This is a genomic window from Armatimonadota bacterium (assembly GCA_016789105.1).
Lineage (GTDB): Bacteria > Armatimonadota > Fimbriimonadia > Fimbriimonadales > Fimbriimonadaceae > UphvI-Ar2.
The window spans coordinates 167,237-190,926 of record JAEURN010000006.1 but is presented as its reverse complement, the minus strand read 5'-3'; the positions used below and the strand labels follow the sequence as shown (position 1 = coordinate 190,926).

Sequence of the window (23,690 nt, the reverse complement as noted above, 5' to 3'; positions counted from 1 at the left end):
GTTATTCATGGCTGCCCTCTTGGATGTGGGGTGCCAGCCGGTCGCGCAGAGCCCGGCGGGCCCGCAGAACCCTCAGCTTTGCGCCCCCCACCGAGCACCCGAAAAACTCGGCGATGTCGTCGTATTCCATCTCTTGGATGTCTCGGAAAACAATGGCATTCCGGTGGTGGTCGGGCAACTGGTCGATCGCTTCCCTCAACAGGGCTCTTCTTTGCTCTTGTTCCAGGTTGTCCACCGGATCCTGGTGAGAGTTCCCAACGGTCATCCACACAAGCGCGCCGCCAGACTCCCTTTGTTCAAGGGTTTGGCGCCGGTTGGACATCCGGGCGCGGTCGGTGCCAAGGTTGGCGGTGATCCGCAGCAGCCAAGTGGTGAACTTGGCTTCGTCCCGATACCGTTGCAGATTCTGGTACGCCTTGATGAACGCCTCCTGAACAATATCTTCGGCATCGTCGCGTCGTGGCGCCATCTGGTAGGCGTAGCGGTAAACGAGGTCGCGGTGCCGTTCAAACAGGCGTTCGAATGCGGAATAGTCGCCATTGCGCGCCTTCCAAACCAACGCCTCGTCGGAATCGGGGGCAATCCCGGCCGGCAAGATTTTGGAACGGTCGCTCATAGGCGGCTGGTTCGGGCTCAAGGCGATCCTCAGTTCCATGTTACATGAACGGAGACGTCTCTCGTTCAATCCCGTTACGTGAATGGGGCCTACTGGGAACCTATCCCATAGCCTCTTCTGGGATCGCCGAGCCTTGGCCTTCCCACTCGGCGACACACGCGGCAATGGCGATGTCGCCGGTGACGTTGAGCACCGTGCGGCTCATGTCCAAGATCCTGTCGACCCCGATGGCCATGCCGATTGCGCCAGCCGGAACCCCCAAACCTTTGACGATCGACCCGATCACCGGCCAGGATCCACCCGGGACGCCGGCCGTTCCGATCCCGGCGACGATCGAGAGCCCGAGAACCATCAGCTGCTTTTGCAAATCGAGCGGAATCCCGAACAGCTGGCAGAAGAAGATCACCGTGATCCCTTCGAACAGAGCCGTCCCGTTCTGGTTTGCGGTTGCCCCCACGGTCAGCACGAAACTCGAGATGTTTTTTGGCAGCCCAAGGTCTTCCTCAGCCGATTTGAGGGCCACGGGCAGGGTCGCGTTGCTAGAACTGGTGGCAAAAGCAGTGAGCATCACGTTGCGGATTCGGCGGAAGAAATCCCAAGGGTTGCGCTTGGCGACCACCTTGATCAAGATCGAATACACCAAGAACAGGTGGATTCCAAGGCCGAGCAGCACCGTGCCGGCATAAGCACCGAGCGTCACAAAGATCCCGAGGCCCAAGGTGGAGGCAGTTTTGAAAATCAGCGCGAAAACACCGTAGGGTGCCAGCGACATGGCCATTTCGATCACCTTTTGGCTGATTTCGAAAAGACCCTCCATAAACTGGCGCACTGGGGCGACGACCTCGGTATCCGATTTGGCAAGGGCAAGCCCAAAGACCAAGGCGAAAAACATGAACGGGAGGATCCCCCCGCTGAGGGCCCTGGTCGCTTCCAGCAACGGGTTCTTGGGGACGACGCCAATGACGGCAGGGTCGGCTTCCGTGCCCCCTTTGGGCGCGACATTCTCTCTTTCGGTCTTGCTCGTGCCGTCTGGGCTTTCCGACCGCTCTTTGAAGATCTGCTCGATCTGCGAGTCGCTGAAACCTTCTTTTTTCAGCCCTTCCTTCTCGTATTGGTTCTGCAGTTCGATGCGCTTTTGTTCGGAGACGGCCCTCCCCGGTTGCAGCGTGTTTACCAGGACAAGTGCAATTGCCACCGCGATGCCGGAAAAGACAACTGTCATCACCAAAGACCGGACACCGATCCGCCCGACTTTGGCAACATCACCGATTTCGCTAATCCCGAGCACGAGGGCGGAGAACAGCAGCGGAACGACGATCATAAAAATCATCGCCAAAAAGGAATCCCCGACGACGGAAACCACTTTTTCGTTGGCCGTTTTGACAAAGTCCTGGACGGCCGGGTTGCCTTGAGCCGCAAGGTTGGCGGCAACCCCGGCTACTGCCCCCAATCCCAAACCGATGAGGATCTTGTTGTGGAGCGGCATCGCCTTTGACATGGGGGCGATTTTAGCCAATCCTTGCGGTGAAAGTTTGGAATTTCCAATTCAAGTAAAGTCCACCGCATGGATTCCCGGTGTTGGATTGTGGGAAGCGCGGTGCTGGACAACGTTTTGGCGGTGGACAGGTTGCCAAAGGCAGGAGAAAGCGTTTTGGCCCGCAGCTTCGACCAGTTCCTCGGCGGAAAGGGCGTCAACCAAGCCGTCGCCTGCGCCCGGCATGGGGCGGCGACCGAAATTTTCGCGTGTTTGGGCCACGACCCGGCAGGCGACCGGTTTGCCGGGTTGTTCGAAGCCGAAGGCCTGGGAATGGAGGGGGTTCTCCGCGCCGATGGCCTCCCAACCGGCCAGGCGGCCATCGCGCTGACGCCAAATGGGATGAACCAGATCATCGTCTACCCGGGATCCAACATGGCCCTTCCCGCCTTGGCAATCGAAAACGCACCGATTGCCCCGAACGACTATGTGCTTTGCCAGTTGGAAGTGCCGGACGAAGTCGTTTTGGCCGCATCGGCGCGGGGGAGGTTCGTGTTTAACCCCGCCCCATACAGGGCCTTCCCGAAGGAGGTTCTTCCCCGGTGTTTTGCCTTGACCCCAAACGAATCAGAGGCGGAATCCATCACCGGGCACTCCCCTTCCACGGAAGAGGGATTGCAGCGATGTGCCGATTCGCTGTTGGAATCCGGGGTTGCCAATGTGGTGGTCACGCTTGGGGAGCGCGGGGTGTTCTTTAAGAACGCATCAGTTTCCCGGCATTTCCAGGCTCCGGCGGTCGATGCGGTGGATACGACGGCCGCCGGCGATGTTTTCAATGGGGCGATGATTGCCCGGTTGAGTCTGGGTGACGACATTGAATCCGCCGTCGCCTACGCCGTGGACGCCGCCAGCCTCAGCGTAACCCGCGCGGGGGCGGTGCCTTCGATCCCTGATTCCCAGCAAACAGCGGCCTTCATCCAAGCGAAAAACCAGAAAATGGAGGAACAAATCTGAAGGCCAACCATATATACTGGTGTCTACCCAGCTTGATTGCGGGTAGCCCTGGGGCGGTTCGCCTCGCGTTAGGAGAAAACTCATGGAAAACAACGTCCACACTTGGTTCGAAGTCTACAGCCCGGATACTGAATCGGGCAAAAAATTCTATGCCGACGTGTTCGGCTGGTCCAGCGAAGACATAGACATGGGAGACTTCATGTACCCGATGCTCAAATCGGGCGACAAGCCTTTCCACGCTGGCATGATGAGCCTCAAGAGCCCCGACATGGAGGGCGTGCCGCCACATTGGTTGATCTACTTCCATACAGCCGACATCGACGCAACTCTTTCAAAAATCGATGCGGCAGGTGGGAAGACGGTGCATGGTCCGATGGATATCCCCGGGGTCGGCCGCATCGCGATTGTCCACGACAATGGCGGCGCACACTTCGCCGTCCACCAGCCCGCTCCGATGGAAGGCTAAACCAGCCCTTCCCGCATCAAGCTGACACATCGGTTCGAACCGATGACGACATGGTCGAGGAGCCGGATATCGAGGAGGTCTCCGGCTTCCCTGAGTTTTTCAGTGATCGCGATATCTTCCTCGGATGGCTCTGGGTCGCCGCTTGGATGGTTGTGGGCTACGATCACCGACGCCGCATTTTCCCGGACGGCCTCGCGGAAAACTTCCCGTGCCCCCACCACCGACATGTTCAATGTGCCGATGTGGATGACCTTTGTGCTGAGGATGCCGCCTTTCGAGTTAAGGAAAGCAGCGCAGAAATTTTCTTGTGATTCGTGGGCCAACCACGCGAATAGCTTGAAGGCGTCTTCAACGCCCTCGATGCTTTCAATCGTCTGGAGGCGGCTTTGGCCAGCCCTTCTGCCGATTTCGATGGCGGCAACAACCCGGAGGGACTCGAACGGTTCAAATCCAGCGATCGCATGCAGTTCACTCTGGCTGAGGTCCACAATGCGCCGGCCAGGATAGCGCCGCACGAGCTCGGCCGCCGGATCTTCCCGGAACGCGACGTCTTCCTCAGTTCGGCTGAGCACGACCGCCAGGAGGTCATGCAAATGAACCGAGCCGATGCCCATTTGTTGGATTCGGGCTGTGACCCCAGATCCTTCTATTCCCAACCGTCCACCCCCTCTTGGGTGACGTCATCCCGGCCAAGGAAGTCCGTCGGGGGCGCGGCAAAAATCCTGACTGGTTCCCCGGTGAACGGATGGACAAACTGCAGGCTTGCCGCATGGAGTTGCATCGGGCCAGGCTGGAGCTTGGGCGGCGCATAAAGGTCGTCGCCGATCACCGGCCAACCAAAATGGGCCAAATGCACGCGGATCTGGTGGGTGCGGCCGCTTTCCAAGCGGCAAGCAACCAGCAAGCCGCTATTGATCCGCTTGAGTTGTTGGATGTGAGTTCGCGCCGCTTTTCCGCCGGGCACGACCGCTCTCAGCAAGGGGTTCCGGGGGTGCCGGGCCAAAGGGGCATCGATGGTGAACCGGGGATTGGGAAGGTCGCCATTGACCACGGCGACGTAGCGGCGATGGATTTCCCGCTTTTGGACCAACGCGGCCAGCTTGGCATGGGCTTGGTCGCTTTTGGCGACGATGAGCAGTCCGGTTGTTTCTTTGTCCAGGCGATGCACAATTCCCGGACGCCATTCCCCGGCAAATGTGCTGAGGGAATGCGACCGCGCCAACAAGCCATGAACCAATGTGGTCCCGGTCAACGAGTTCGCCGGGTGGACGGCCAGCCCCCGCGGCTTGTCGACAACCAGCAGGTGCTCATCTTCAAACCGGATTTCGAGATCCATGGGAACCGGGATGAGCGGGTGCGGGGCCGTGTCGGCAATCGGGTCGGCCGTGATGGACATCCCTGGTTTCAGCTGCGTCCCGGCTTTGGTGGCAACGACCCCATCCACGGTGACGAATCCGGCCTGGACGTGGGCCGCAACCTTGGCCCGGCTCGCTTGGGGGAATTGGCGGCACAGGAACCTGTCCAGCCGCTCCTTCTCGGCCGCAATCCATTCCACCCCTCCATGTTACCGGAATGTGAACATTTGTCCCGGTTTTCCGTCTTGAACCCCTATGAATAGCCGCGCGATCCTGCTCGTCGCCGGGCTGGCCGCCGCCTTCCCTGCCCTTGCCTTGGATTTTGAAACCCGGGGCGAGACGTTGGGGAGCCTCTTCCCCAAGCTGGCGAAAGAAACGGGCCTGACTCTTTATGTCAACGCCGATGTCGCAAATGAGGTCGTCGTCCTACGGGCCAATAACGTGGATGCCACGACCCTCCTGAAGAAAATCGGGGATGCAACCGGGCTAACCTGGACCCAAGACAGCGGGGGATACCGGCTATCGCGATCGTTCCAAGATGACCAGAATGCGGGCCAAACCCTTTACCAAGCCACGCTGGCCGGATGGCAGAACTGGCAGCCCGACCCGGCCCGAAACAGCGAGGTCGATGCCATTGTCGCTTCCCTCCCCACCGAATCTCTGGCAGGGATCGGGATCGGGAACCGGGTCGTTTTTGCCGACCGGAACAACCGGAACCAGATCCTGCTCCCAACCGAGGCCCAGTCAAAAGCGCGGAACCTGGTTGCCGCCGACCAACAGCGGCGCATCGACGCCATGGAAGCAATGTACAAAAACCGGCCGAGCGAGCAGTTTCGGGCCATCATTGATTCTCAAAAGGCTGCTCCAGCCAAGATCATCCTTATCTTCCGCCGGAATAGCCTCACCACTTATTCCGCAAGCCTGCAGGCTTTGGACGCTAACGGCGCTGCCCGGTTCTCCTACACCAGCGGTTATGCCATTGATCCGGTATCCGGCTCTGCCGACGCTTTGGCCGGATGGAAGCTACCGGAAAACGCCCCTTCGCGCGAGCTCTTGAAGCTGACCACAGGAACATCGGGCCCGGCGGCCGACCGCAACAGCTTTTCGCCATTGCGTGAGTGCCTCCTGGATCCGGTGGCTCATGAACCCATCGCCCTGGCCATCGGTCCGGCCTTGTTTGATTCGGCCCCAGCCGGACAGAACTTTGTGGCTTGCATCCCGGATGAGTCGTTCGACCGCATTTCGACGGCCCTCCAATTCCAAGGCCCATCCGGTTTGGGTGGAACCGGCGTTTCGGCATTCAAGGATGGCGACGGGTGGGTGGTAATCACCCCCGAACTCAAATCGTACAATTGGGACACGCGGCGCGACCGTAAAGCCCTTGGCATTTTGGCGAACAAGCTTGCCCGAACCGGGATCCTTTCATTGGACGACCAGGCCGACTACGCCAAATCCGTGTCGACTTGGTTCACGACAAATTCTTGGGAATACGGGTTTGCCCGCCGCACACTCGGGAATTCGGCGGTTCGCGAACTCGGACGAATCAGCGGTTCGCAGATTGAGGGCCTCGCGATTTACAACGGGTTGCGGGAAAGGCTCTCCGGCCAGAGCGAGGTCTTGCCGATCGACTCACTCCAACGGAACTTCGTGAGTTTCACGGTCTTCAATTCCCCGGTCGACCCAAATCCGGCGCCGCAACAGGCCGCCCAAGGGGGCTCGCGCTCCGTGCCTCAACCCAACGGGGGGAACGGCGTTGCGATGTTGACGGAGATCCCCGTTGCGGGCGTTCAGTTCCAGGGTGCGCAACAATTCAGGGGGTTCACCCAGCCTCGCGAGCGAACGGAGATGTATGCGATGGGTTTACCCGCAGCTGGGCAAATCGAGGTCACAGCCAACAACCGCCCGGTGTTCATCGTCCGGTCCCAAGATGGTTCGGCCCAATCGACGATGTCCGAGGGCGAACTCGCCTACTTCCGGGCAAGCCAGCTGTCCAGCAATGTGCAATACCGCGACGGCGGCTTGAGTTTGACGAACAACCTGTTTGGCACGACGCGAACCCAAACCTACACGTTTACGATCCGGTTTGCCGACGGGACATCGTTCAGCCGCACCGTCAGCGGCACGTTGGAGGCCAGCTCGTTTGCCACGTATGACCGGTTGCCATCCGATGTGACGACCCGGATTGAAAAGCAAGCTCAGGAAATCGCTACCCGGGCCAACAGCGCCCAGGGTCGAGCCCAAGGCGCCCCCGGGGGCCGGGGTGGCCCCGGTGGGCGCGGCGGGCGCGGCGGCGGGGGAACCCCTCCGCTGGCAATCCCCTGACCCGGCCCCGCGCACCGGTTTGGCTAAAATAGGCCGATGCGCGACCGATACGAGCCCCAAGAATTCGAAGCCGCCTGGCGGCAGAGGTGGCTTGAGACTGGCTTGTTCCGGACGCGGCAAGAAGAAGGGCGCGAAAAGTTCTACGGCCTGGACTTTTTCCCTTATCCGAGCGGGGCGGGGCTCAGTGTCGGCCACTGCCGGAATTACATCCCCACCGATGTGATTTGCCGGATGAAGTACATGCAAGGCTTCAATGTCTTGCACCCCATGGGTTTCGACGCGTTCGGCCTCCCCGCAGAAAACGAGGCGATCAAACGGCAGATCCACCCCGCTCCGATGATCGACCAATACGCGGCCCGCTACCGGCAGCAGATGGAACTGATCGGCATCGGCTATGACTGGTCGAGGGGGTTCAAATCCAGCGACCCCGGATATTACAGATGGACACAATGGATTTTCAAACTCTTGTTCGACCGGGGATTGGCCTACCGATCCAACGCCGAAGTCAACTGGTGCCCCAAGGATAAGACCGCCCTTGCCAACGAAGAGGTTGTCGGCGGCCTTTGCGAGCGGTGCGGGACACCGGTCGAACGCCGGGCCATCCCTCAATGGTTCTTTAAGATCACCGATTATGCCCAAAGGCTGATCGACGACCTGGACGGGCTCGATTGGCCGGAAGGGATCAAGAATCAGCAACGGAACTGGATCGGTCGGTCGGAAGGGGTCGAGTTCGAAATGAAGGTGCAGTTCGGCGGCACAGAGCCGGAAGCGCACCCCGATGACTTGGTCGTCAAAACCAAGCCCGCCACGTTCCGGGTCTTCACCACCCGGATCGACACGATTTTCGGGATGACATTCTGCGTTTTGGCGCCAGAACACCCCCTGGTTGAGACCATCAAGAAGCGGGTGTCGGAAGACCGAGTTCTGGCGATTGAGGCTTACCAAGCATCGGCCAAAGCCCTCAGCGACATCGACCGACAGGCCGACAGCCGCGAAAAAACCGGGGTGGAGACCGGGGCGTTCGCCATCAACCCCGCCACCGGCAAACCAGTTCCGATTTTTATTGCCGATTACGTGATGATGGGTTATGGGACAGGTGCGATCATGGCCGTGCCCGCGCACGACCAGCGCGATTTTGATTTTGCCGTGCGGTTCGGGTTGGATGTCGTCCCGGTTTTCAAGCCGGATGCCGCTTACCTTGCCCAATACGAAGCAACAGAAGCCGAATACCTTGCCGACCCCAAGCGATTCAAAACAGTTTTCAGCACCAAAGATGGCATCTTGGTCAACAGCGGCGAATATTCCGGGATGTCGTATTCCGAGGGTGCGGCCGCAATGGGCGAATGGATCGAGGCCCTTGGGATCGGCGAACGGAAAGTCAACTACAAACTGCGGGATTGGCTGATCTCCCGCCAACGATATTGGGGTTGCCCGATCCCGGTCGTCTACGACCGCGACGGCAACATCGAAACGGTCATCGACGACCTCTTGCCGGTCGAACTGCCTGAAGTTGACAACTACGAGCCCAGCGACGACGGGTCGAGCCCCTTGAGCCGGATCCCCGACTTTGTGAACACAACAACCCGCGATGGTTCCCTTGGGCGGCGCGAAACCGACACGCTCGGCGGGTTTGCCTGTTCCAGCTGGTACTTCCTCCGGTTTTGCGACCCCTGGAATGATGAGAAACCGTGGGATAGGGAGCAGGTCGATTACTGGATGCCTGTTGACTGCTATGTCGGCGGTGCCGAACATGCCGTCATGCACTTGCTCTACGCGCGGTTTTGGACGAAGGTGCTCTATGACGCTGGCCTTGTTTCAGTGAAGGAGCCGTTCCAGCGGCTGATGAACCAAGGCCAGGTTTTGGGTTACACGCCCTACCGCCACCCGCGGGAAGGCGAAATCCTGGGAGTCGGCGAAGAAGGGATCCTGGTCAGTTTCGAAGAAGCGGCATCACTCCCTGAAGAGGAGCTGATGTGGCGGTGGGTGAGGATGTCCAAATCCAAGGGGAACGTCGTCACACCGGAAGAAGCGGTCGACCAATATGGCGCCGATGCCTTGCGGATCTATGAACTTTTTGTTGCGCCCTTTGAACAGAGTGTCAACTGGAGCAACGAGGGGATGCAGGGGGCGTCCCGTTTCCTCAGCCGAGTTTTCCGGCTGGTCAGCGACCTCCAGCCCTATTGGCACCCCGATTGGCGGACGGTCATCGGAGTCACGCAAGCCGACGGCCGGTCGCGAGAGATCCGCCGTGCCACGCACCAACTGGTCGCCAAGGCCACCGGGGACATCGACCGCTTTGCTTTCAACACCTATGTTGCGGCCATGATGACGACCCTCAACACGCTCACCGACCTGGTGAAGGGTATCGAATCGCCTACGGAATCGGAACGGCTTGCCATGAGCGAAGCGGTGGAGTTCTTCATTACCGTTCTGGCCCCGGCCGCCCCGCACTCGGCCGACGAGCTTTGGAACGGGCTGGGCCAATCCGGCTTCACCTATGGGCTGGATTGGCCCGAGGCCGACCCGGAATTGGCAGCGGAAGACGAGGTCACGGTGGCCATCCAGGTCAACGGCAAGTTGCGGGACACCTTGACCCTACCGGCCGGGGCCAGCAATGCCGACCTCGAATCGGCGGCCCGGGCAAGCGGCAAAGTCGCCGCGTTCATCGACGGAAAAACCATCAGGAAGGTGATCGTTGTCCCAGGCAAATTGGTCAACATCGTGGCGAATTAGCTTATTCGCCGTGCTGCTGGCCGGGGGATGCACGGGGATGGATCCGAATGTCATCTACACGCCCCAGCAAGCGGAAGAAGCCAACCGCGAGTTGGAAACTCTGACCAAAGAGCCCCTGCGTAAGTTTTTGGCGAAGGAAGCCCTTTCTGAGCAAGACAAGGAAAACCTCCGCAAGGCGTTGCCGGTCCTTAAAAAGATCACGGCCTACGACCCAATCACGATCAACTCCTACGCCATGGCTGGAAAGATCCATTTGGCGTTGGATGAGCCCCAGCAGGCGATGGACTCCTATTTGGATGGCATCGCCAAAACCAAACCCAACGACACCCCGATCGAACGGACCATCCGCAGCGACCTGTACGTCGAAATGGCAGATCTGCACCTGCGCAACAACGATTCGGCCGCTGCTGAACGAGCATTGAGGACAGCCATATTGATTGAAGACACGTCTTCCCAAGCGCACGTCATGCTGGGGCGGATCCTCCAATCGCGGGGAGATGCGGCGGGGGCAAAGGAAGAGGCACTCAAAGCCCTTTTGGCCGATGCGGAATATGAACCCGCCCGCACGTTCTATCAGGAAGTCACCGGGAAAAAAGCGGCTTCGCCTTGATCCTCGCCCATGTCCGAGGGAATTCTGGCGGGGTCGACCGCGTTTTCTCGAAGACTGGGAACAACCTTATGCCCATATCCATTGGCAAAGGGACTTCGTGGATATCCATGAGCTTCAATCCCAGCATCCCGGCGTTGGCCGTTTCGATTTCTTGGCGCTCGGCCTGGGTGCGGAAGGGGATGAAGCGTCCGCCTACCCTGAGCCAGGGTGCCGTGACCTCGGCCTGAATCCCAAATGGGGCAAATGCGCGCCCAGTTGCCGCATCGAACATCTCGTATTCGACATCTTCCTCGGCCCTTTGGATGCGTTGCCTCAAGTTGGGGAGGGGTTGGGTGGCGATGAACCGCTGCATTTTGACCGTGGCATCGAGAGCCTCAACGATCAGTCCGGGGTTAGCCCAAGCGATCACCCAACCGGGGAGCCCGGGCCCGCTGCCAACGTCCAGCACCCGGCCCCGTTGGGGGAGGTACGGCAAAACCAGCAGCGAATCGACGATGTGGCGCACCGGGGCTTCTTCTGGAGATACGCGCGTCAGGTTGGTGTGGGCGTTTTCTCGGTAGAGCGCATCAAGGAAAGCGGAAAGGGCACTTTTTTGGGATCCATCGCGTTCAATCCCCTGCCGCCGACACTCTTCCCAAACTGGTTCAAGGTTCATAATGCCCGCTGGTCAGGCTACCCCTCCCTCAGAATATCCCCATGCCATCGTCAGAAAGGGGCAAGGTTAGCATGGTCAAAACCGGCATGGGGATTTGCATTGCCGGACTTGCGGTCTCAGTGCTCAGCCTTGTTCCGGCGGTTGTGCCAGTCGGAGTGTTCCCTTGGCCGGTGTTTGTCGGCTCGGCGATTTACTTTCCGGGCGCGTTTTTGGCTTTTTTTTCCAGCCGGGGCAAAGAACGGAATCAGGTTTTCAACCAACTCCGGCTTGTCCGGTTGGGGTTTGTCGCAGTCATCGTGATTGCAGTCACATCGATCATGCGTGGCTGAAAGATGACGCAACAAAAGTAATTGGGCCGGTATTGACCGGCCCGGGCAGTCGGAGGGTCAGGAAGCTTTTTTTGTCCGGTGGATGAGGCTTTCGACAAAGTGTTGGTAACGGGCCCTTTCGAGCTTTCCCATGTCATCGATCTTGATGCCGATGTCAGACGCATCGTTTTCCAATTCGCGGATGACCCGGGCAACGATGCCAGTGAAGGTGATCGGCCCAATGTCAGAGTTGATGTGCAGGTGCAAGACCTGGCCCTGGCCATAGGAACCGAGGATCCGGATCCTCAATCCCGATTCGGAGACGTCACAGACAGAACCCACTGCCGACTCGCCTTGAGATTCGACGGTGATCGTTGTCCCGGGTGCGACCGCCCGGGGGGCCCTCTCTTCCCCCGAGGCGAAATGTTCGGCTTTCAAACACAAACCGCAATAAAGTCCTTCAGCAAAGACGACTGTGGCCTCAACTTCGACCAAGTTGCCCTTCATCAATACTTCGCAAGCAACTTCTTCACCCGCCTTCAGATCGGATGGGGCATCCAGCACCAAAACCATCAGCGGGAATTCTGCCTCCCGGACAGTCCCCCTGTACTCCGCGTTGTCGGTCGCCCTCACAACCACCAACGATTCGTTCAGCATCGCCCTCAACATTTCAGATTCCTTGCTACTACAATCATTGGGCGACCTATTCAATATCGATTGATGAGACTTGCGCAATTCCGCACAAGATCGCTAATTTGTTGGTGTATTGGTCCGGAGGGTTTGGTCCCAACGCGGTTGAGCGCTTATCGGCCATCATAGGCGTTCACGCCCGTCCCAGCCGCCCGGCTGAGGATGAAACCAACTGGAAAAGGCTTAGGAAACAAGCATGGCGACCTATCGAGGACGAAAGAAAGACATCTGCCGCAAAGTCGGCTTCAACATCTGGGGCCAGGCCAAATGCCCGAGCACCAAACGACCCTACCCCCCCGGCCAGCACGGGCCCAACATGCGCGACGGCCGCATGTCCGAATATGGCGAGCAACTCTTAGCCAAACAGGTCATTCGCCGCTATTACGGGATGCTGGAAAAGCAATTCCGCAAAACGTTTGAAAAAGCCCGCAAGATGCATGGCAACAACGGTTTGAACTTCTTGCGGTTGTTGGAAATGCGCCTGCAAACCCAGGTTTACCGCATGGGTTATGCCCGGACGATCTTCCAAGCGCGCCAGTTTGTCACCCACCAGCATGTGACAGTCAACGGCAAACTGGTTGACATCCCCAGCTACACGTGCCGCGTCGGCGATGTCATCGCTGTCCGCGACCGCGAAGCCAGCAAGAATATCGCCCGAAAAAACCATTATGAAGGGGCTCCTGTCCCGGTCTATATCGAGCCGGACATCCAAGGCATGAGCGGCAAGATCATTGCCTTGCCCGAGCGGGAAGACTTCCCCGAGTTCTTCAAAGAACAGCAAGTCGTCGAATTCTACGCCCGCTAAGATCGGCTTGGAAATCCACTTGAATGGTTGCCGGTGCACTTTGTGGCCGGCAACCATGTATTATTCATATATGGTCAGCCAACTCTGCCTAGCCGCCTTGTTGATGTTCCCGGGTGCCGGCGACCCGAACGCCGCCTTGCAGGAAATCAACCAGTGGCGCACCGATCAAATCAACCAAGCCCGGTCATCGGGCAAGACCCTGGATGCCGCAGCCCTCAACAAGGGTGTCAAAGATAAGGCAACCGCCGCAACCGACGGGGTCAAACCGGGCGAAATCAAACCCGAAGAAGGAATGGCTTGGATGCAGCTGTTCTTCATGGCCGAAAAATATGAGGACATCAAGGCCCTCTGCGACCGCTACATGACATCGAATCCCGATGAAAACGGGATGTTCAATGCGGAATCCTACTGCATGCAAAGCTATTACCGGCTGGGCAAAATGGAGGATGGTGCCATGACGGTCAGCATGATGAAGCCGACCAACGTCAGCCAAGCCAACATGATGATGAGCTACGCGGCCAACGTGTTTGCCCCGGCAATCGCGGAGAAGCAGGGTGCCGACGAAGCGGTGAAGCTGCTGGACGGCGTTTTGGCAAAAATGCCTGCCGCCACCAACGACAACGATTCCAAAATCGTGGCCAGCATCTTGGCAAGCTATTACGGCACGAAATCCGAGATCTTGATTGATGCCGGTCGGAAAGACGAAGGCATGGCCGCATTGGACGCAGGCCTTGCCGATACACGGATCCCCGATGCCAATAAACGCGCGCTCACGTTCACCAAAACGCGGATGGGCTTGGTTGGCAACGCCCCGCCGGCAATCGCCAGCGAACGCGGCTATGGTAGCTACACCAGTTTGGAGGCGCTGAAAGGCAAAGTCGTGGTCATCGACTTTTTTGCCCACTGGTGCCCGCCGTGCAAGGCCGCCTTCCCGGATATGCGGGAGATGTACGACGCCCTCAAGCCGAAAGGACTCGAGATCATCGGCGTCACCAAATACTACGGCTACTACAACCAAGAAAAGGGACTCAGCAAAGATGACGAGTTCGCCCGGATGAAAGGGTTCAACGACGACTTCAAGATCAACTGGCCGGTGATCTACGATGCCGGTAACGGCGAAGCATTCACGGCCTATGGCGTCAGCGGCATCCCGACCAGCGTCCTGATCGACCGCAAAGGCCTTGTCCGGAGCGTCCACGTGGGTTACAGCAAAGAAAGCTACGCCGCCTTCCGGAAAGAAGTCGAGAAAGCGATCAGCGAATAGTCGCCAAAGCATTGAGCAGCCGATCCTGCTCTTCCCTCTTCTTCACCGCGGTTCGGAGCCACTGGCCCCCGAACCGCGGTGAAAGGTTATTGGCATCCCGGATGAAAATCTCCTGTTCCGCCAGTTTGGCCACAATCTCGGCGGCCTTCCTGCCCTCGACTCGGGCGAGCAGGAAGTTTGTCACCGAAGGGGTGACAATCCAGCCCAAAGACGACAAGCCAGTGGCGAGTTCGTGCCGCAAGATCCGGGTTTCGGCCGCCACCGCTGCGTAATAGTCGTGATCTTGCAGGGCCAAAACAGCGGCCAATTGCCCGATCAACCCAACCGACCAAGGAGGCGAAAAGCGTTCCCACCCGTCGACAAGATGCTGCGGGGCGGCCAAGTAGCCGACCCGCAACCCGCTCAACCCATAGAACTTGCTCATCGACTTGCACACGATGACATTGTCGTTTTGGGAAACCAAACCCTCGGCCGTCATCGGAGCCCCGGCTTCCAGGGAAAAATAGTCGATGTAGGTCTCATCGATCCAGAAATTGGTGGAAGGGCAAGCTTCCAGGATCTCGCGCACCTGGCTGGGCCCGATCCCGACCCCGGTCGGGCTGTTGGGGTTGACCAAGATCGCCAACTTCACCTTGCGACAGGCGGCGATCAGTTCTCCGATGTCGGGCTGGAACGAATCCAGCGGCAGTTCGAACCGCACAAGCCTGGCCCCGATGACGTTTTCGACGATGTGCTGGTATTCACCATAACTTGGATCGAGGACAAGCACCTCGTCGGTCGGTGCAACCAATCGTGGGAGTGCCAAAAACATCAGGCTGGAAGTGCCCGGGCCGATCAAGATGTTCTCGGCGTGCAGGAACCGTTCGCGGGCAATGGCCTCCCTCAAACCCTCGCCGTGAGTGGGCGGGCTTGTTTTAACAAGAAATGGGAGATAGCGCTGGATCGATTCGATAACTTGGGGCGACGGGTCGTACCAGGCATCCAACACATCTGCGGAAATCACGTGGCTAGCACGATCCAGTGTTTGCAACGACTCCCCGATTGCGCCAAAAGAGGCCCCTCCGTGGAAGGCACGTTTGGAATTGCCGGTCACCGGCGCGTCGCCTCTTTCAACTTCCGGACGTCCTCAAGCAGGCCGTTCCGGGAAACGGGGTCGGCCCAATCCCGGGTGAGCCGCTCAACGAGCCAGGATCCGATGATCGCCCCGTCTGCATACCCCGAAACCTGGCGGACATGATCCGGTGTCGAGATGCCGAACCCCACGCAAACGGGCGTCGAAGTCCGCGACTTGAGATCGGCGACCAATCCGGCGGTCGACTCCCCCATTTCCACCCCTGACCCCGTGACCCCCATCCTCGAAACAGCATAGATAAACCCGGTTGCAGCCTCGCAAACCACTTGCCTCCTTTGGGGAGTGGACGTGGGGGCAGCCAAAAAGACGGTATCCAATCCGGCTTCAGAGGATGCCGCCACCCAGTCGCCGGCCTCTTCGGGGATGAGGTCGCACATGATGGTGGCCGATGCCCCTGCTGCTTTGGCAGAATTGGCAAACCGGCCGAGCCCCCAGCTCAAGGCCGGGTTGTAATAGCCCATCAGCACCACCGGGATATCCAGAGTGCATCGACCCAATGACTCCAGAACCATCCCCGGTGTGACGCCTCGGTCCAATGCCCTTTGGCTGCTGGCCTGGATCACCGGCCCATCGGCGATCGGGTCGGTGAACGGGATCCCAATTTCAATGACGTCTGCTCCAGCCCCTTGCAGGGCCGACGTGATTTCCGGAAGGTCCTCCAGGGTCGGATCCCCAGCCGTCACGAACAGGATCAGGGCGGCTTCGTTCCGTTGGCGCAGGGATGTAAACCGCTCCGACAGGGTCATTGCCACACGTTACCGCCTCATGCGGTGCGCCTAAGTACTCCGCGGCTTCAGCCGTTTCGGCCGCATCGTAGAATTCCGCCAAAATCCGGCCCCTTTCTTGGGCCGACTGAAATTGGGAAATGATCTTGAGCGCTTCGGCAAATTCAAACCGCATGTCCTTGTAGCTCCCCAAGGTTTTGGCATAATTGAGCCCGGTGTATTCACCCGCCTCGTCGATCTCAGTTTTGGATGCTTCGATCTTCTTTTCGACTTTGACGAGCACCGCCCACACTTCGGCCTGAGTCCGAGACTTCGGCTTTTTTTCGTCGTGTTTGATGAGGTACTCAACCGTTTCCTCGACACTCATCAAGGTCGCGGCGCCGACCACCGTCCACAGAGATCCACCTCCGCTGAGCCCCATCCCCACCATGACCCCTTGGTCGCGGAACTTGACCATGTGCGGCCTCATCGAATCGATCAGTTGGGCTCGCTTGGCCGGCAAGGATTTCAGGCGCTTGTCGTTGACGTCAGAAAGCGCACACCCAAACGAATAGTTCGCGGCACTCATGGAAAGCGTAGTTTCCCCCTCGGCTTTGTCGATGAAGAAGTCGTACCAATTCTGGAATCCCATCGCGACGACTTGATCCGCCGACTTGCCGTAGTTTTCTGAGGGGTCGAACTTTTGATCCGCAGCGGGTAACGCCAGCGCCGCGAAGGCAAGAAAAGCAAGGGGCATTTCCCCAACGGACGTTCATGCTTTGCTGGCGGTATCCCGGGTCGACAGATTTTTTTGGCCATCGGCACCAAAACATAGGGATCAGGGCGCACAATCGCATGGATACGTTGAAAATCCCCGAGCTCTACCTGCTGGCATTGGCCCTGGTTTTCACCGTCCCCTATCTCATCTGGCGGTTGGGGCGCACCGACGGCTGGGCCCCCCTTGTGGTTGTGCAGATCGTGACCGGGATCCTGTTGGGCCCGGGGGTTTTGGGACGGGCCGCACCAGGCTACTACTCCTTCATCTTCAAGCCAGATGTGGTGACGATGCTCAATGGGGTCGCCTTGTGGGCGCTTATTTTGTTTGTTTGGGGCGCGGGGTTGGAATTGGATTTGGGACAGGTTTGGAAGCACCGCCGCGAAACGTTCCTGACCGCCGGGCTCGCTTTAGGTATGCCGTTGGCGTTAGGATTTTTCGCATCCTTGTTCCTGATGGGCACCGGCTGGATCGGCCCGGCGGCCATGCCCTGGCAATTCTCTATTGGGATCGGCATGGCCTGCGCCGTCACCGCGCTCCCCATCCTGGTTCTCTTCTTGGAAAAGCTAGATATTCTGAGAACTAGCCTGGGGCAAAGGATCTTGCGTTATGCCAGCCTGGACGACATTGCGGTTTGGGCGGTTATGGCGGCGATCGTCATGGATTATTCGCGGCTCGGCCAGCAGGCCGTGTTCTTGATCCTCTTCGCTTTGGCCGCAGTGGTTTACCGCAAGGTCGTTCCCAAGCTTTCACCGTCAGATAGGTGGCCGGTGGCCCTGATTTGGTTGGCCTTGGTCTCGTTTGGTGCCGATTGGGGTGGCTTGCACTTTATGGTCGGGGCTTTCCTTGCCGGTGCGGTTTCCGATTCTGAGTGGTATGGCCAAGAACACTTGGACCGCTTCCGGAATGCAGTGCTTTTGGCCTTCATGCCTGTCTTCTTTCTTTCCACCGGGTTGCGGACAACCTGGAGCGTGGGCGGGGCCGCGGTTTTTGCCGCCGCAGGGATCCTGTTCTTGGCCGCGGTTGCCGGCAAGCTCGCCGGCGTCGCGGTTGTTGGCCGGATCTTGAGGTGGCCCAAAGGAGAATCCCTATTGATCGGACTGCTGTTGCAAACCAAAGCCTTGATCATGATCATCTTTGCCAACATCCTCCTTGATAAACAAATCATCTCTTCGGATACCTTCACCGCATTGGTCTTGATGGCGGTTGCCAGCACGATTATCGCCATGCCTTGGGCCAAGACTGTCCTGAATTCAGCCCGCAAACCCGAAGGCCCCATGGTGAAACCAGAGTAATTAGAAGATCGTCTAAATAGGCGATGACCGAGGTGTTCAAGGCCCTCTCCGACCCTGGGCGGAGGAAAATCCTCCGGATTCTGGGCCAAGGCGAGCTCACTGCCGGGGAAATCGGGGCCCACTTCGAGTTCACGGCCCCGACATTGAGCCATCACCTTGCGGCACTCAAAAAGGCCGAACTGATCCGCGTCCGCCGCAACGGCACGCAGCTCATCTATTGCCTCAACACCACGGTGATGCAAGACGTAGCCTCGGCAATCCTCGACTTTTTGCCCTCGGCAGACCTCCAACGTGAGGCAGAACAATCATGAACCCTTCCCTTCGGCTTCTGCTGATTTGCGCCGCATTGACGGTTGCAACCGCCCTGTACACGGCTTCGGTCTATCCTGGGTTGCCGGATCAGATTCCGGTCCATTTCAATGCGTCGGGCATGGCCGACCGGTGGCAACCCAAGGGATCGGGGGCTTGGATCACCGTGGCAATCATGGCGGGATTGGCCGCCATGTTTGCCGCCCTGCCGCTGCTCAGCCCCAAGACGAAGGCGATCGAACCCTTCCGCAAAACATACGATCTCATCGCGGTCGGGACGATGGTATTCATGGCGATTATGAATGTCTTGACTCTTTCGGCCGCCGGCAATGCCAAGCTCTCCAGTGTTGCCTTCGGCTTGCTGATGTGCGGGCTGTTTGGGTTCCTCGGGAACCTGCTGGGAAAGGTGACTCCCAACTACTACGTCGGGATCCGCACCCCCTGGACCCTAGAGTCTCCTGAGAACTGGGAGCGAACCCATCGTTTTGCCGCCAGGTCCGCGGTCGTAACAGCGGCCATCGGGGCGGCAATCGTTCTGCTAGGGGGGAGCGTGGTGATCGCGATCGTCATCGCCACCTCCGGGTTGGTGATGCCGGTCGGCTATTCCTATTGGCTCTATGCCAAGGGCAACAAGATGGGCCCTACGACGCCTTGAAAGGTTGCCCCTGCAGGGCCTCGAACCGGTTGAGTTGGATGGCCTTGACGGTTTTTTTGACCAAAGTCAGCCATTCGTTCCGGAGCTTGGTCAGCTCAGGCTCGGCACTTTTGGCCACTTCCTGGGCTTCTTTGTTCGCCTTTTCTTGGAGTGCTTTAGCTTCTTCCTCGTTCTTTGGCTGTTGCTTGCCGTACTTGTCGTAAATCGGCTTGAGCGCCTTTTGCTGAACTTCTTGGACTTGGCGGTTCAGGCTGGTAAAGCCGTCGCGGAGCTTTTTGGATTGGGCGGCATCCAGCCCGATTTTCTTCGCGACGTCGTCGCTGAGAAGGGCTTGGTAGCCCAGGATTTGCAAGGTGATCTCGCTGAGCCGTTTGACTTGCGCCGGCGAAAGAAGCTTCAAGATCTTGCGGTTGAGATCCAACTTGAACGTGTTGATTTTCTTGACAAGCGCCTCGTCTGGCCCTTGGGCGTTGGGGTTATCCTTTTTGAAGGCTTCGAGCAACTCGTTTGAATTCTTGTTGAACTCGTCAGCGACTTTGTTCATCTTGTCGCGGAGCGCATCCGTGATGCCAAGTTCAGTTTGGACAGGTTTCTCCCGGAGGAGATCAACATTCGCTGTCTTCTCCTCAAAACTCTGGGCAAGCAACATGGTCGGGCCCAAGATGAGCAGAGCGGCGGTGATAGCGCGGTTTTTCATTGCGGATCGATTGGGTGTTGCTGTTTTCAACGCAGATTGGCGGTTGCAAGTTCGCCCGGTGCGGATTCTGCCCCGGGGTTCACGCCGTTTGAAGATACCACTTCGACTTCAACATGGCTGATCATGCGGCGGACAGTTCTGAGGAAATGTTCGGTTGGATCGACACGGTTGAGGAGGATGATGGGCTGGGAGGCCGGGGCACCAGAGAACGTGAGCATGACTTCGAAATCGCCCGGATTTGCCTCCACGAGGTTCCGAAACTTTTCCAGCTCGCTGAGCTTTGCCGATTTGATCATGACCATCACCCGCCCGGCAACCGAGTCGTCGAAATCTTGGATGGCCGGCGGCGGCAACTCTTCGACCTCGAAAATCTGGATTTCCGGTGTCCGATCCGTGGCTTGGCTGCGCTCATCAAATTTGAGCCGGCCGTGGACGGCCACGACCTTGTCCTTCTCCAAAACCCCGCTGAGTTTGGTGACGGTTTCGCCAAAGGCGAATCCCCCCACTTGGCCGGTGAAGTCTTCAATGGTCACCCGGGCCACAAGGCTGCCCGTCCTTTGGCTCGGCCGGATGCTGACCTGGCTGAGGACTCCGGCAATGGAAACCCGTTGGGGCTGTTCCAGTTCCAAAAACTCCGAGCAAGTGTGGGTTCCCGCTTGCCGGAGCGTGAACTCATATCCCCGCAGCGGGTGATCGGAAATGTAGATTCCCATCGTCTCCTTTTCCATCGAAAGGATCTCGCTCCGGTTCGGCTCCGGAACTTCGGGGAGGACGGGGAGTTCCAGGGCCAGTTCGACGGTATCCCCAAAAAGGGAGTCTTGCCCGACGATCCTTTGCCGGTTGGCGTTGTCGGCAAATACAAGGGCGCCTTCCGCCGCGTTGAGCAGCTTGCACCGGTTCCGGTCGATGCTGTCCAAGGCACCGGCGCGAATCAACGCTTCCAGTGATCCTTTGTTGAGCCCGGCTTGACGGAGCCGGTCGCAGAAGTCGAACAAGTGCTCGAACGGCGAGCCGCTGCGCTCCTCGACGATTTTCCGGGCAAGCCCCTCTCCCACACCTTTGATGGCCCCCAGTCCAAACCGGATCGCACGGACAGACCGCTCGGATTTTCCCTTCCCAACCGTTTGGTCTTCGATTGTGAAGTCCAATTGGGAGCGATTGACGTCGGGCGGCAAAACGGGGATCTTGCTCCGGCGGCACTCTTCGATGAACGCGGCGACTCGGTCTTCCTTTTCCCGGAAAACCGCAAGCAACCCGGCCAAATATTCGACGGGATAATTCGCTTTTAGGTAAGCGGTTTGGTAGGCAAGGATCGCATAGCACACCGCATGGGCTTTGTTGAACGCGTAACCGGCAAACGGTTTGAGGAGTTCCCAAACCTGCCCGGCAGCATTTTCAGAAATCCCGTTGCCTTTTGCCCCTTCCATGAATTCGCCTTGCATGGCGTCCATGATTTCGGCATCTTTCTTTCCCATCGCCCGCCGCAAGATGTCGGCGCGGCCGAGCGTGAAGCCGGCCAAGGCTTGCACCAGCTTGAGCACCTGATCCTGATAGACGATGATCCCATAGGTTTCCCGCAGGATCGGCTCCATCTCGGGTGTGGCCAATTCGATGGGAGTGCGCCCGAATTTATTGGAGACAAACCGCGGGATGTGATCCATGGGCCCAGGCCGGTAGAGGGCGACCATCGCGGCCAACTCCCGAACGTTTTGGGGCTTGAGTTCAACAATGTTGCGGCGCATGCCGCCGGATTCCAGCTGGAAGACCCCGACGGTATCCCCCCGGCTGAGCATGTCGTACGTCTTTTGGTCGTCGAACGGGATGGCCCGATGCCCATCTGGACTCAAAACAGGGTGGTTTTTGGCGATTTCCTCCGGATTGAGGCCGGCATGCGTCTTCCGGATGTGGTCGATGGTCCGGGCGAGGACGGTCAGGTTGCTCAGGCCCAAAAAGTCCATTTTGAGAAGCCCGATTTTTTCCAGGATTCCCATTTCGTAGGCGGTAACGGCTTGGCCGTCGGAACCCCGGTAAAGCGGCACGTAATCGCTGAGCGGCTCTTGAGAGATGACAACCCCCGCCGCATGGACACCCGCGTGGCGGGCAAGCCCTTCGATCCGCTTGGCGGTGTCGACAAGCCCCCGGATTTTGGGCTCGTTATCATAAACAGCCCGGAACTCGGCAACTTCTTCCAGAGCCTTGTCGATGCTCCATCCCGGCCCCGTAGGAATGGTCTTGGCGATGCGATCGGCTTCGACCGGCATAAAACCCATCACCCGCGCGGCATCACGAATGGCCGCTTTAGGGCCTAGCGTCCCGAAGGTGATGATTTGCGCGACGCGTTCTTGGCCATATTTCTCGGTCACCCACCGGATGACCTCATCCCGGCGGGCGTCCTCAAAGTCCATGTCGACATCCGGCATGCTGACGCGCTCCGGATTGAGGAACCGTTCAAAAGTCAGATCGTATTCGACGGGATCGACATCGGTGATGCCGACGGTATAGCTGACCAACGAACCGGCCGCCGAGCCTCGCACCCCGAACATGATGTCTTGATCCCGGGTGAATTGGGCAAACTCTTTGACCAGCAAAAAGTATTCGGCATAGCCCGTTTGCTCAATCACGCCCAGTTCGTAGTTGAGGCGTTCAAAGTACCGGTCTTCAGCCCCGCGAACCCGGTTTTCTAACCCCTTGGCAGCCAAGTGCCTTAGATAGGACATCGGATCAAAACCCGGTTCCAGATCCGGTTGCGGCATCAGGGCCCGGCTGGAACCGAGCTCAAGGTCGCAGAGTTCCGCGAACCTGAGGCTGTTCTCCATGGCCTCGGGATGGTTCGGGAACAGCTTGGCCATCTCCTCCGGCGTTTTGACGTAAAACTCCTCGCCGGTGAATTTGAACCTCTTGTTGTCATCCCGGAGGCTGCCGGTTCCAATGCAGAGCAGAACGTCGTGGGGGTCGGCATCCTCACGGCAAAGGTAGTGGGCATCGTTGGTGCAAACCAGCGGCAATTTTAGGTCGCGGGCGATTTTGAGCAACCCCTCGTTGCAGTGGTGCTGCTCGGGCAACCCGTGGTCTTGCAACTCCACAAAATAGCTGTCCGGGTCAAACAGATCCCGGTAGAAGCCGGCGATCCGGAGGGCCGATTCATAATCGTTGTTGAGCAGGGCTTGGTTGACTTCGCTGCCCAGGCATGTTGTGGAAGAAATCAGGCCCTTGGCGTGGCTTTGCAACAGCTCGTGGTCGATTCGGGGACGGTAATAAAAGCCTTCCAAGGCGGCGACCGAATGCAGCTTGCAAAGGTTCCGGTACCCCTCTTGGTTCTTGGCCAGTAGCAGCAGGTGGTAGCTGTCCTTCTCTTCCCCCCGTCGCTTTTCCTTCCGCCCGCCCGGAGCCACGTAGGCTTCCATGCCGATGAGGGGTTTGACGCCCTGCTTTTTGCATTCGAAGTAGAACTCCATGCAACCAAACATGACGCCATGGTCGGTAATCGCCAGGGCCGGCATGTTGTGCTCCTTGGCCCTTTTCACCATGTCTTTGATCCGGTTGGCCCCATCCAACAGCGAGTATTCGGTGTGGTTATGGAGGTGCACAAAGGGGCGAGAAGGCATGGCAGACCGACAGAAGGGCCGTCCCGGCGGGGGGCGGCAATCAATTAGGACGAAACCAGTATCCCTGGGCGATGCTCTGTTCCCGAGGTCTTTTCCACGGTTTTGTGACTTCGGGGTCACCAGTTGGGCCGGGTGCAACCGTTTCGGGGTTCCAAGGTAGGAAAATTAGACGATCACGTTCCGCCTTCGACGCGCTGCACTCGGTC

At 58.6% G+C, this 23,690-nt stretch carries 21 protein-coding genes; 11 read left to right on the top strand and 10 right to left on the bottom strand.

All coding sequences use genetic code 11. From position 1 onward, the window contains the following. Nucleotide 1 precedes the first annotated feature (1 nt). Together JNM28_06575 and JNM28_06570 are read right to left on the bottom strand one after the other, a co-directional pair. Nucleotides 2-616 (bottom strand): RNA polymerase sigma factor, encoded by a 615-nt coding sequence (locus JNM28_06575; protein ID MBL8068095.1) that lies wholly within the window; start codon nucleotides 614-616, stop codon nucleotides 2-4. Between the two features lie 100 nt (nucleotides 617-716). Further along, nucleotides 717-2,114 carry a dicarboxylate/amino acid:cation symporter gene (locus tag JNM28_06570; GenBank protein MBL8068094.1) on the bottom strand — a complete coding sequence of 466 codons (1,398 nt, stop codon included), beginning with the start codon at nucleotides 2,112-2,114 and terminating at the stop codon, nucleotides 717-719. Between the two features lie 66 nt (nucleotides 2,115-2,180). On the opposite strand from JNM28_06570, the gene JNM28_06565 reads away from it, so the two are divergent. Continuing rightward, on the top strand, nucleotides 2,181-3,104 hold the full coding sequence (locus JNM28_06565; protein ID MBL8068093.1) for a ribokinase: 924 nt from the start codon (nucleotides 2,181-2,183) through the stop codon (nucleotides 3,102-3,104). A gap of 82 nt (nucleotides 3,105-3,186) precedes the next feature. Then, a complete protein-coding gene (locus tag JNM28_06560) occupies nucleotides 3,187-3,570 on the top strand; it encodes a VOC family protein (protein MBL8068092.1) in 384 nt (127 codons plus the stop codon). On the opposite strand, the gene radC is transcribed toward JNM28_06560, so the two are convergent. Together radC and JNM28_06550 are read right to left on the bottom strand one after the other, a co-directional pair. Next, a complete protein-coding gene (radC, locus tag JNM28_06555; GenBank protein MBL8068091.1) occupies nucleotides 3,567-4,184 on the bottom strand; it encodes a DNA repair protein RadC in 618 nt (205 codons plus the stop codon). The two genes, JNM28_06560 and radC, sit on opposite strands and share 4 nt — an antisense overlap. Nucleotides 4,185-4,216: 32 nt before the next feature. Beyond that, on the bottom strand, nucleotides 4,217-5,125 hold the full coding sequence (locus JNM28_06550) for an RluA family pseudouridine synthase (GenBank protein ID MBL8068090.1): 909 nt from the start codon (nucleotides 5,123-5,125) through the stop codon (nucleotides 4,217-4,219). Nucleotides 5,126-5,180: 55 nt separating this feature from the next. Between JNM28_06550 and JNM28_06545 the strand changes: the two genes are divergently transcribed. Genes JNM28_06545 through JNM28_06535 form a run of 3 tightly spaced genes read left to right on the top strand, consistent with a single transcriptional unit; the run spans nucleotide 5,181 to nucleotide 10,590 of the window. After that, complete coding sequence (locus JNM28_06545) at nucleotides 5,181-7,247, top strand: hypothetical protein (protein MBL8068089.1); 2,067 nt, start codon at nucleotides 5,181-5,183, stop codon at nucleotides 7,245-7,247. A gap of 36 nt (nucleotides 7,248-7,283) precedes the next feature. Further along, nucleotides 7,284-9,980 (top strand): leucine--tRNA ligase, encoded by a 2,697-nt coding sequence (locus JNM28_06540; protein ID MBL8068088.1) that lies wholly within the window; start codon nucleotides 7,284-7,286, stop codon nucleotides 9,978-9,980. Nucleotides 9,981-10,017: 37 nt separating this feature from the next. Beyond that, a complete protein-coding gene (locus JNM28_06535) occupies nucleotides 10,018-10,590 on the top strand; it encodes a hypothetical protein (protein ID MBL8068087.1) in 573 nt (190 codons plus the stop codon). Here the strand turns inward: JNM28_06535 and JNM28_06530 are convergent. Then, nucleotides 10,562-11,245 carry a 16S rRNA (guanine(527)-N(7))-methyltransferase RsmG gene (locus JNM28_06530; GenBank protein ID MBL8068086.1) on the bottom strand — a complete coding sequence of 228 codons (684 nt, stop codon included), beginning with the start codon at nucleotides 11,243-11,245 and terminating at the stop codon, nucleotides 10,562-10,564. The genes JNM28_06535 and JNM28_06530 overlap by 29 nt on opposite strands. A 41-nt stretch (nucleotides 11,246-11,286) precedes the next feature. Here JNM28_06530 and JNM28_06525 point away from each other — a divergent pair, with 41 nt between their 5' ends. Then, the gene (locus JNM28_06525; protein ID MBL8068085.1) at nucleotides 11,287-11,574 is read left to right on the top strand and encodes a hypothetical protein; all 288 of its coding nucleotides are present in this window, start codon (nucleotides 11,287-11,289) and stop codon (nucleotides 11,572-11,574) included. Between the two features lie 57 nt (nucleotides 11,575-11,631). Here JNM28_06525 and JNM28_06520 read toward each other — a convergent pair whose 3' ends face one another. Further along, a complete protein-coding gene (locus tag JNM28_06520; protein ID MBL8068084.1) occupies nucleotides 11,632-12,222 on the bottom strand; it encodes a PilZ domain-containing protein in 591 nt (196 codons plus the stop codon). 217 nt (nucleotides 12,223-12,439) lie between these two features. Here JNM28_06520 and rpsD point away from each other — a divergent pair, with 217 nt between their 5' ends. Together rpsD and JNM28_06510 are read left to right on the top strand one after the other, a co-directional pair. Next, nucleotides 12,440-13,048 (top strand): 30S ribosomal protein S4, encoded by a 609-nt coding sequence (rpsD, locus tag JNM28_06515; GenBank protein ID MBL8068083.1) that lies wholly within the window; start codon nucleotides 12,440-12,442, stop codon nucleotides 13,046-13,048. 70 nt (nucleotides 13,049-13,118) lie between these two features. Further along, nucleotides 13,119-14,312, top strand: a complete 1,194-nt coding sequence (locus JNM28_06510) for a TlpA family protein disulfide reductase (GenBank protein MBL8068082.1) — start codon at nucleotides 13,119-13,121, stop codon at nucleotides 14,310-14,312. Here the strand turns inward: JNM28_06510 and JNM28_06505 are convergent. Next, nucleotides 14,302-15,405, bottom strand: a complete 1,104-nt coding sequence (locus JNM28_06505) for a histidinol-phosphate aminotransferase family protein (protein MBL8068081.1) — start codon at nucleotides 15,403-15,405, stop codon at nucleotides 14,302-14,304. The two genes, JNM28_06510 and JNM28_06505, sit on opposite strands and share 11 nt — an antisense overlap. Further along, entirely contained in the window at nucleotides 15,402-16,190 is a 789-nt protein-coding gene (locus JNM28_06500) for a tryptophan synthase subunit alpha (protein ID MBL8068080.1), read from the bottom strand. The genes JNM28_06505 and JNM28_06500 overlap by 4 nt, the downstream gene beginning before the upstream one ends. 813 nt (nucleotides 16,191-17,003) lie before the next feature. On the opposite strand from JNM28_06500, the gene JNM28_06495 reads away from it, so the two are divergent. The 3 genes from JNM28_06495 to JNM28_06485 are packed head-to-tail and all read left to right on the top strand — an operon-like array spanning nucleotide 17,004 to nucleotide 19,182. Next, nucleotides 17,004-18,218 carry a cation:proton antiporter gene (locus tag JNM28_06495; GenBank protein MBL8068079.1) on the top strand — a complete coding sequence of 405 codons (1,215 nt, stop codon included), beginning with the start codon at nucleotides 17,004-17,006 and terminating at the stop codon, nucleotides 18,216-18,218. A 23-nt stretch (nucleotides 18,219-18,241) separates the two neighbouring features. After that, entirely contained in the window at nucleotides 18,242-18,529 is a 288-nt protein-coding gene (locus tag JNM28_06490) for a winged helix-turn-helix transcriptional regulator (GenBank protein MBL8068078.1), read from the top strand. Next, entirely contained in the window at nucleotides 18,526-19,182 is a 657-nt protein-coding gene (locus JNM28_06485; protein ID MBL8068077.1) for an SdpI family protein, read from the top strand. Before JNM28_06490 ends, JNM28_06485 begins: the two co-directional genes overlap by 4 nt. Here the strand turns inward: JNM28_06485 and JNM28_06480 are convergent. After that, nucleotides 19,169-19,879, bottom strand: a complete 711-nt coding sequence (locus JNM28_06480) for a hypothetical protein (protein MBL8068076.1) — start codon at nucleotides 19,877-19,879, stop codon at nucleotides 19,169-19,171. The genes JNM28_06485 and JNM28_06480 overlap by 14 nt on opposite strands. Nucleotides 19,880-19,905: 26 nt before the next feature. After that, nucleotides 19,906-23,484, bottom strand: coding sequence for a DNA polymerase III subunit alpha (locus JNM28_06475; protein MBL8068075.1), 3,579 nt, complete (start codon nucleotides 23,482-23,484; stop codon nucleotides 19,906-19,908). Nucleotides 23,485-23,690 lie beyond the last annotated feature (206 nt).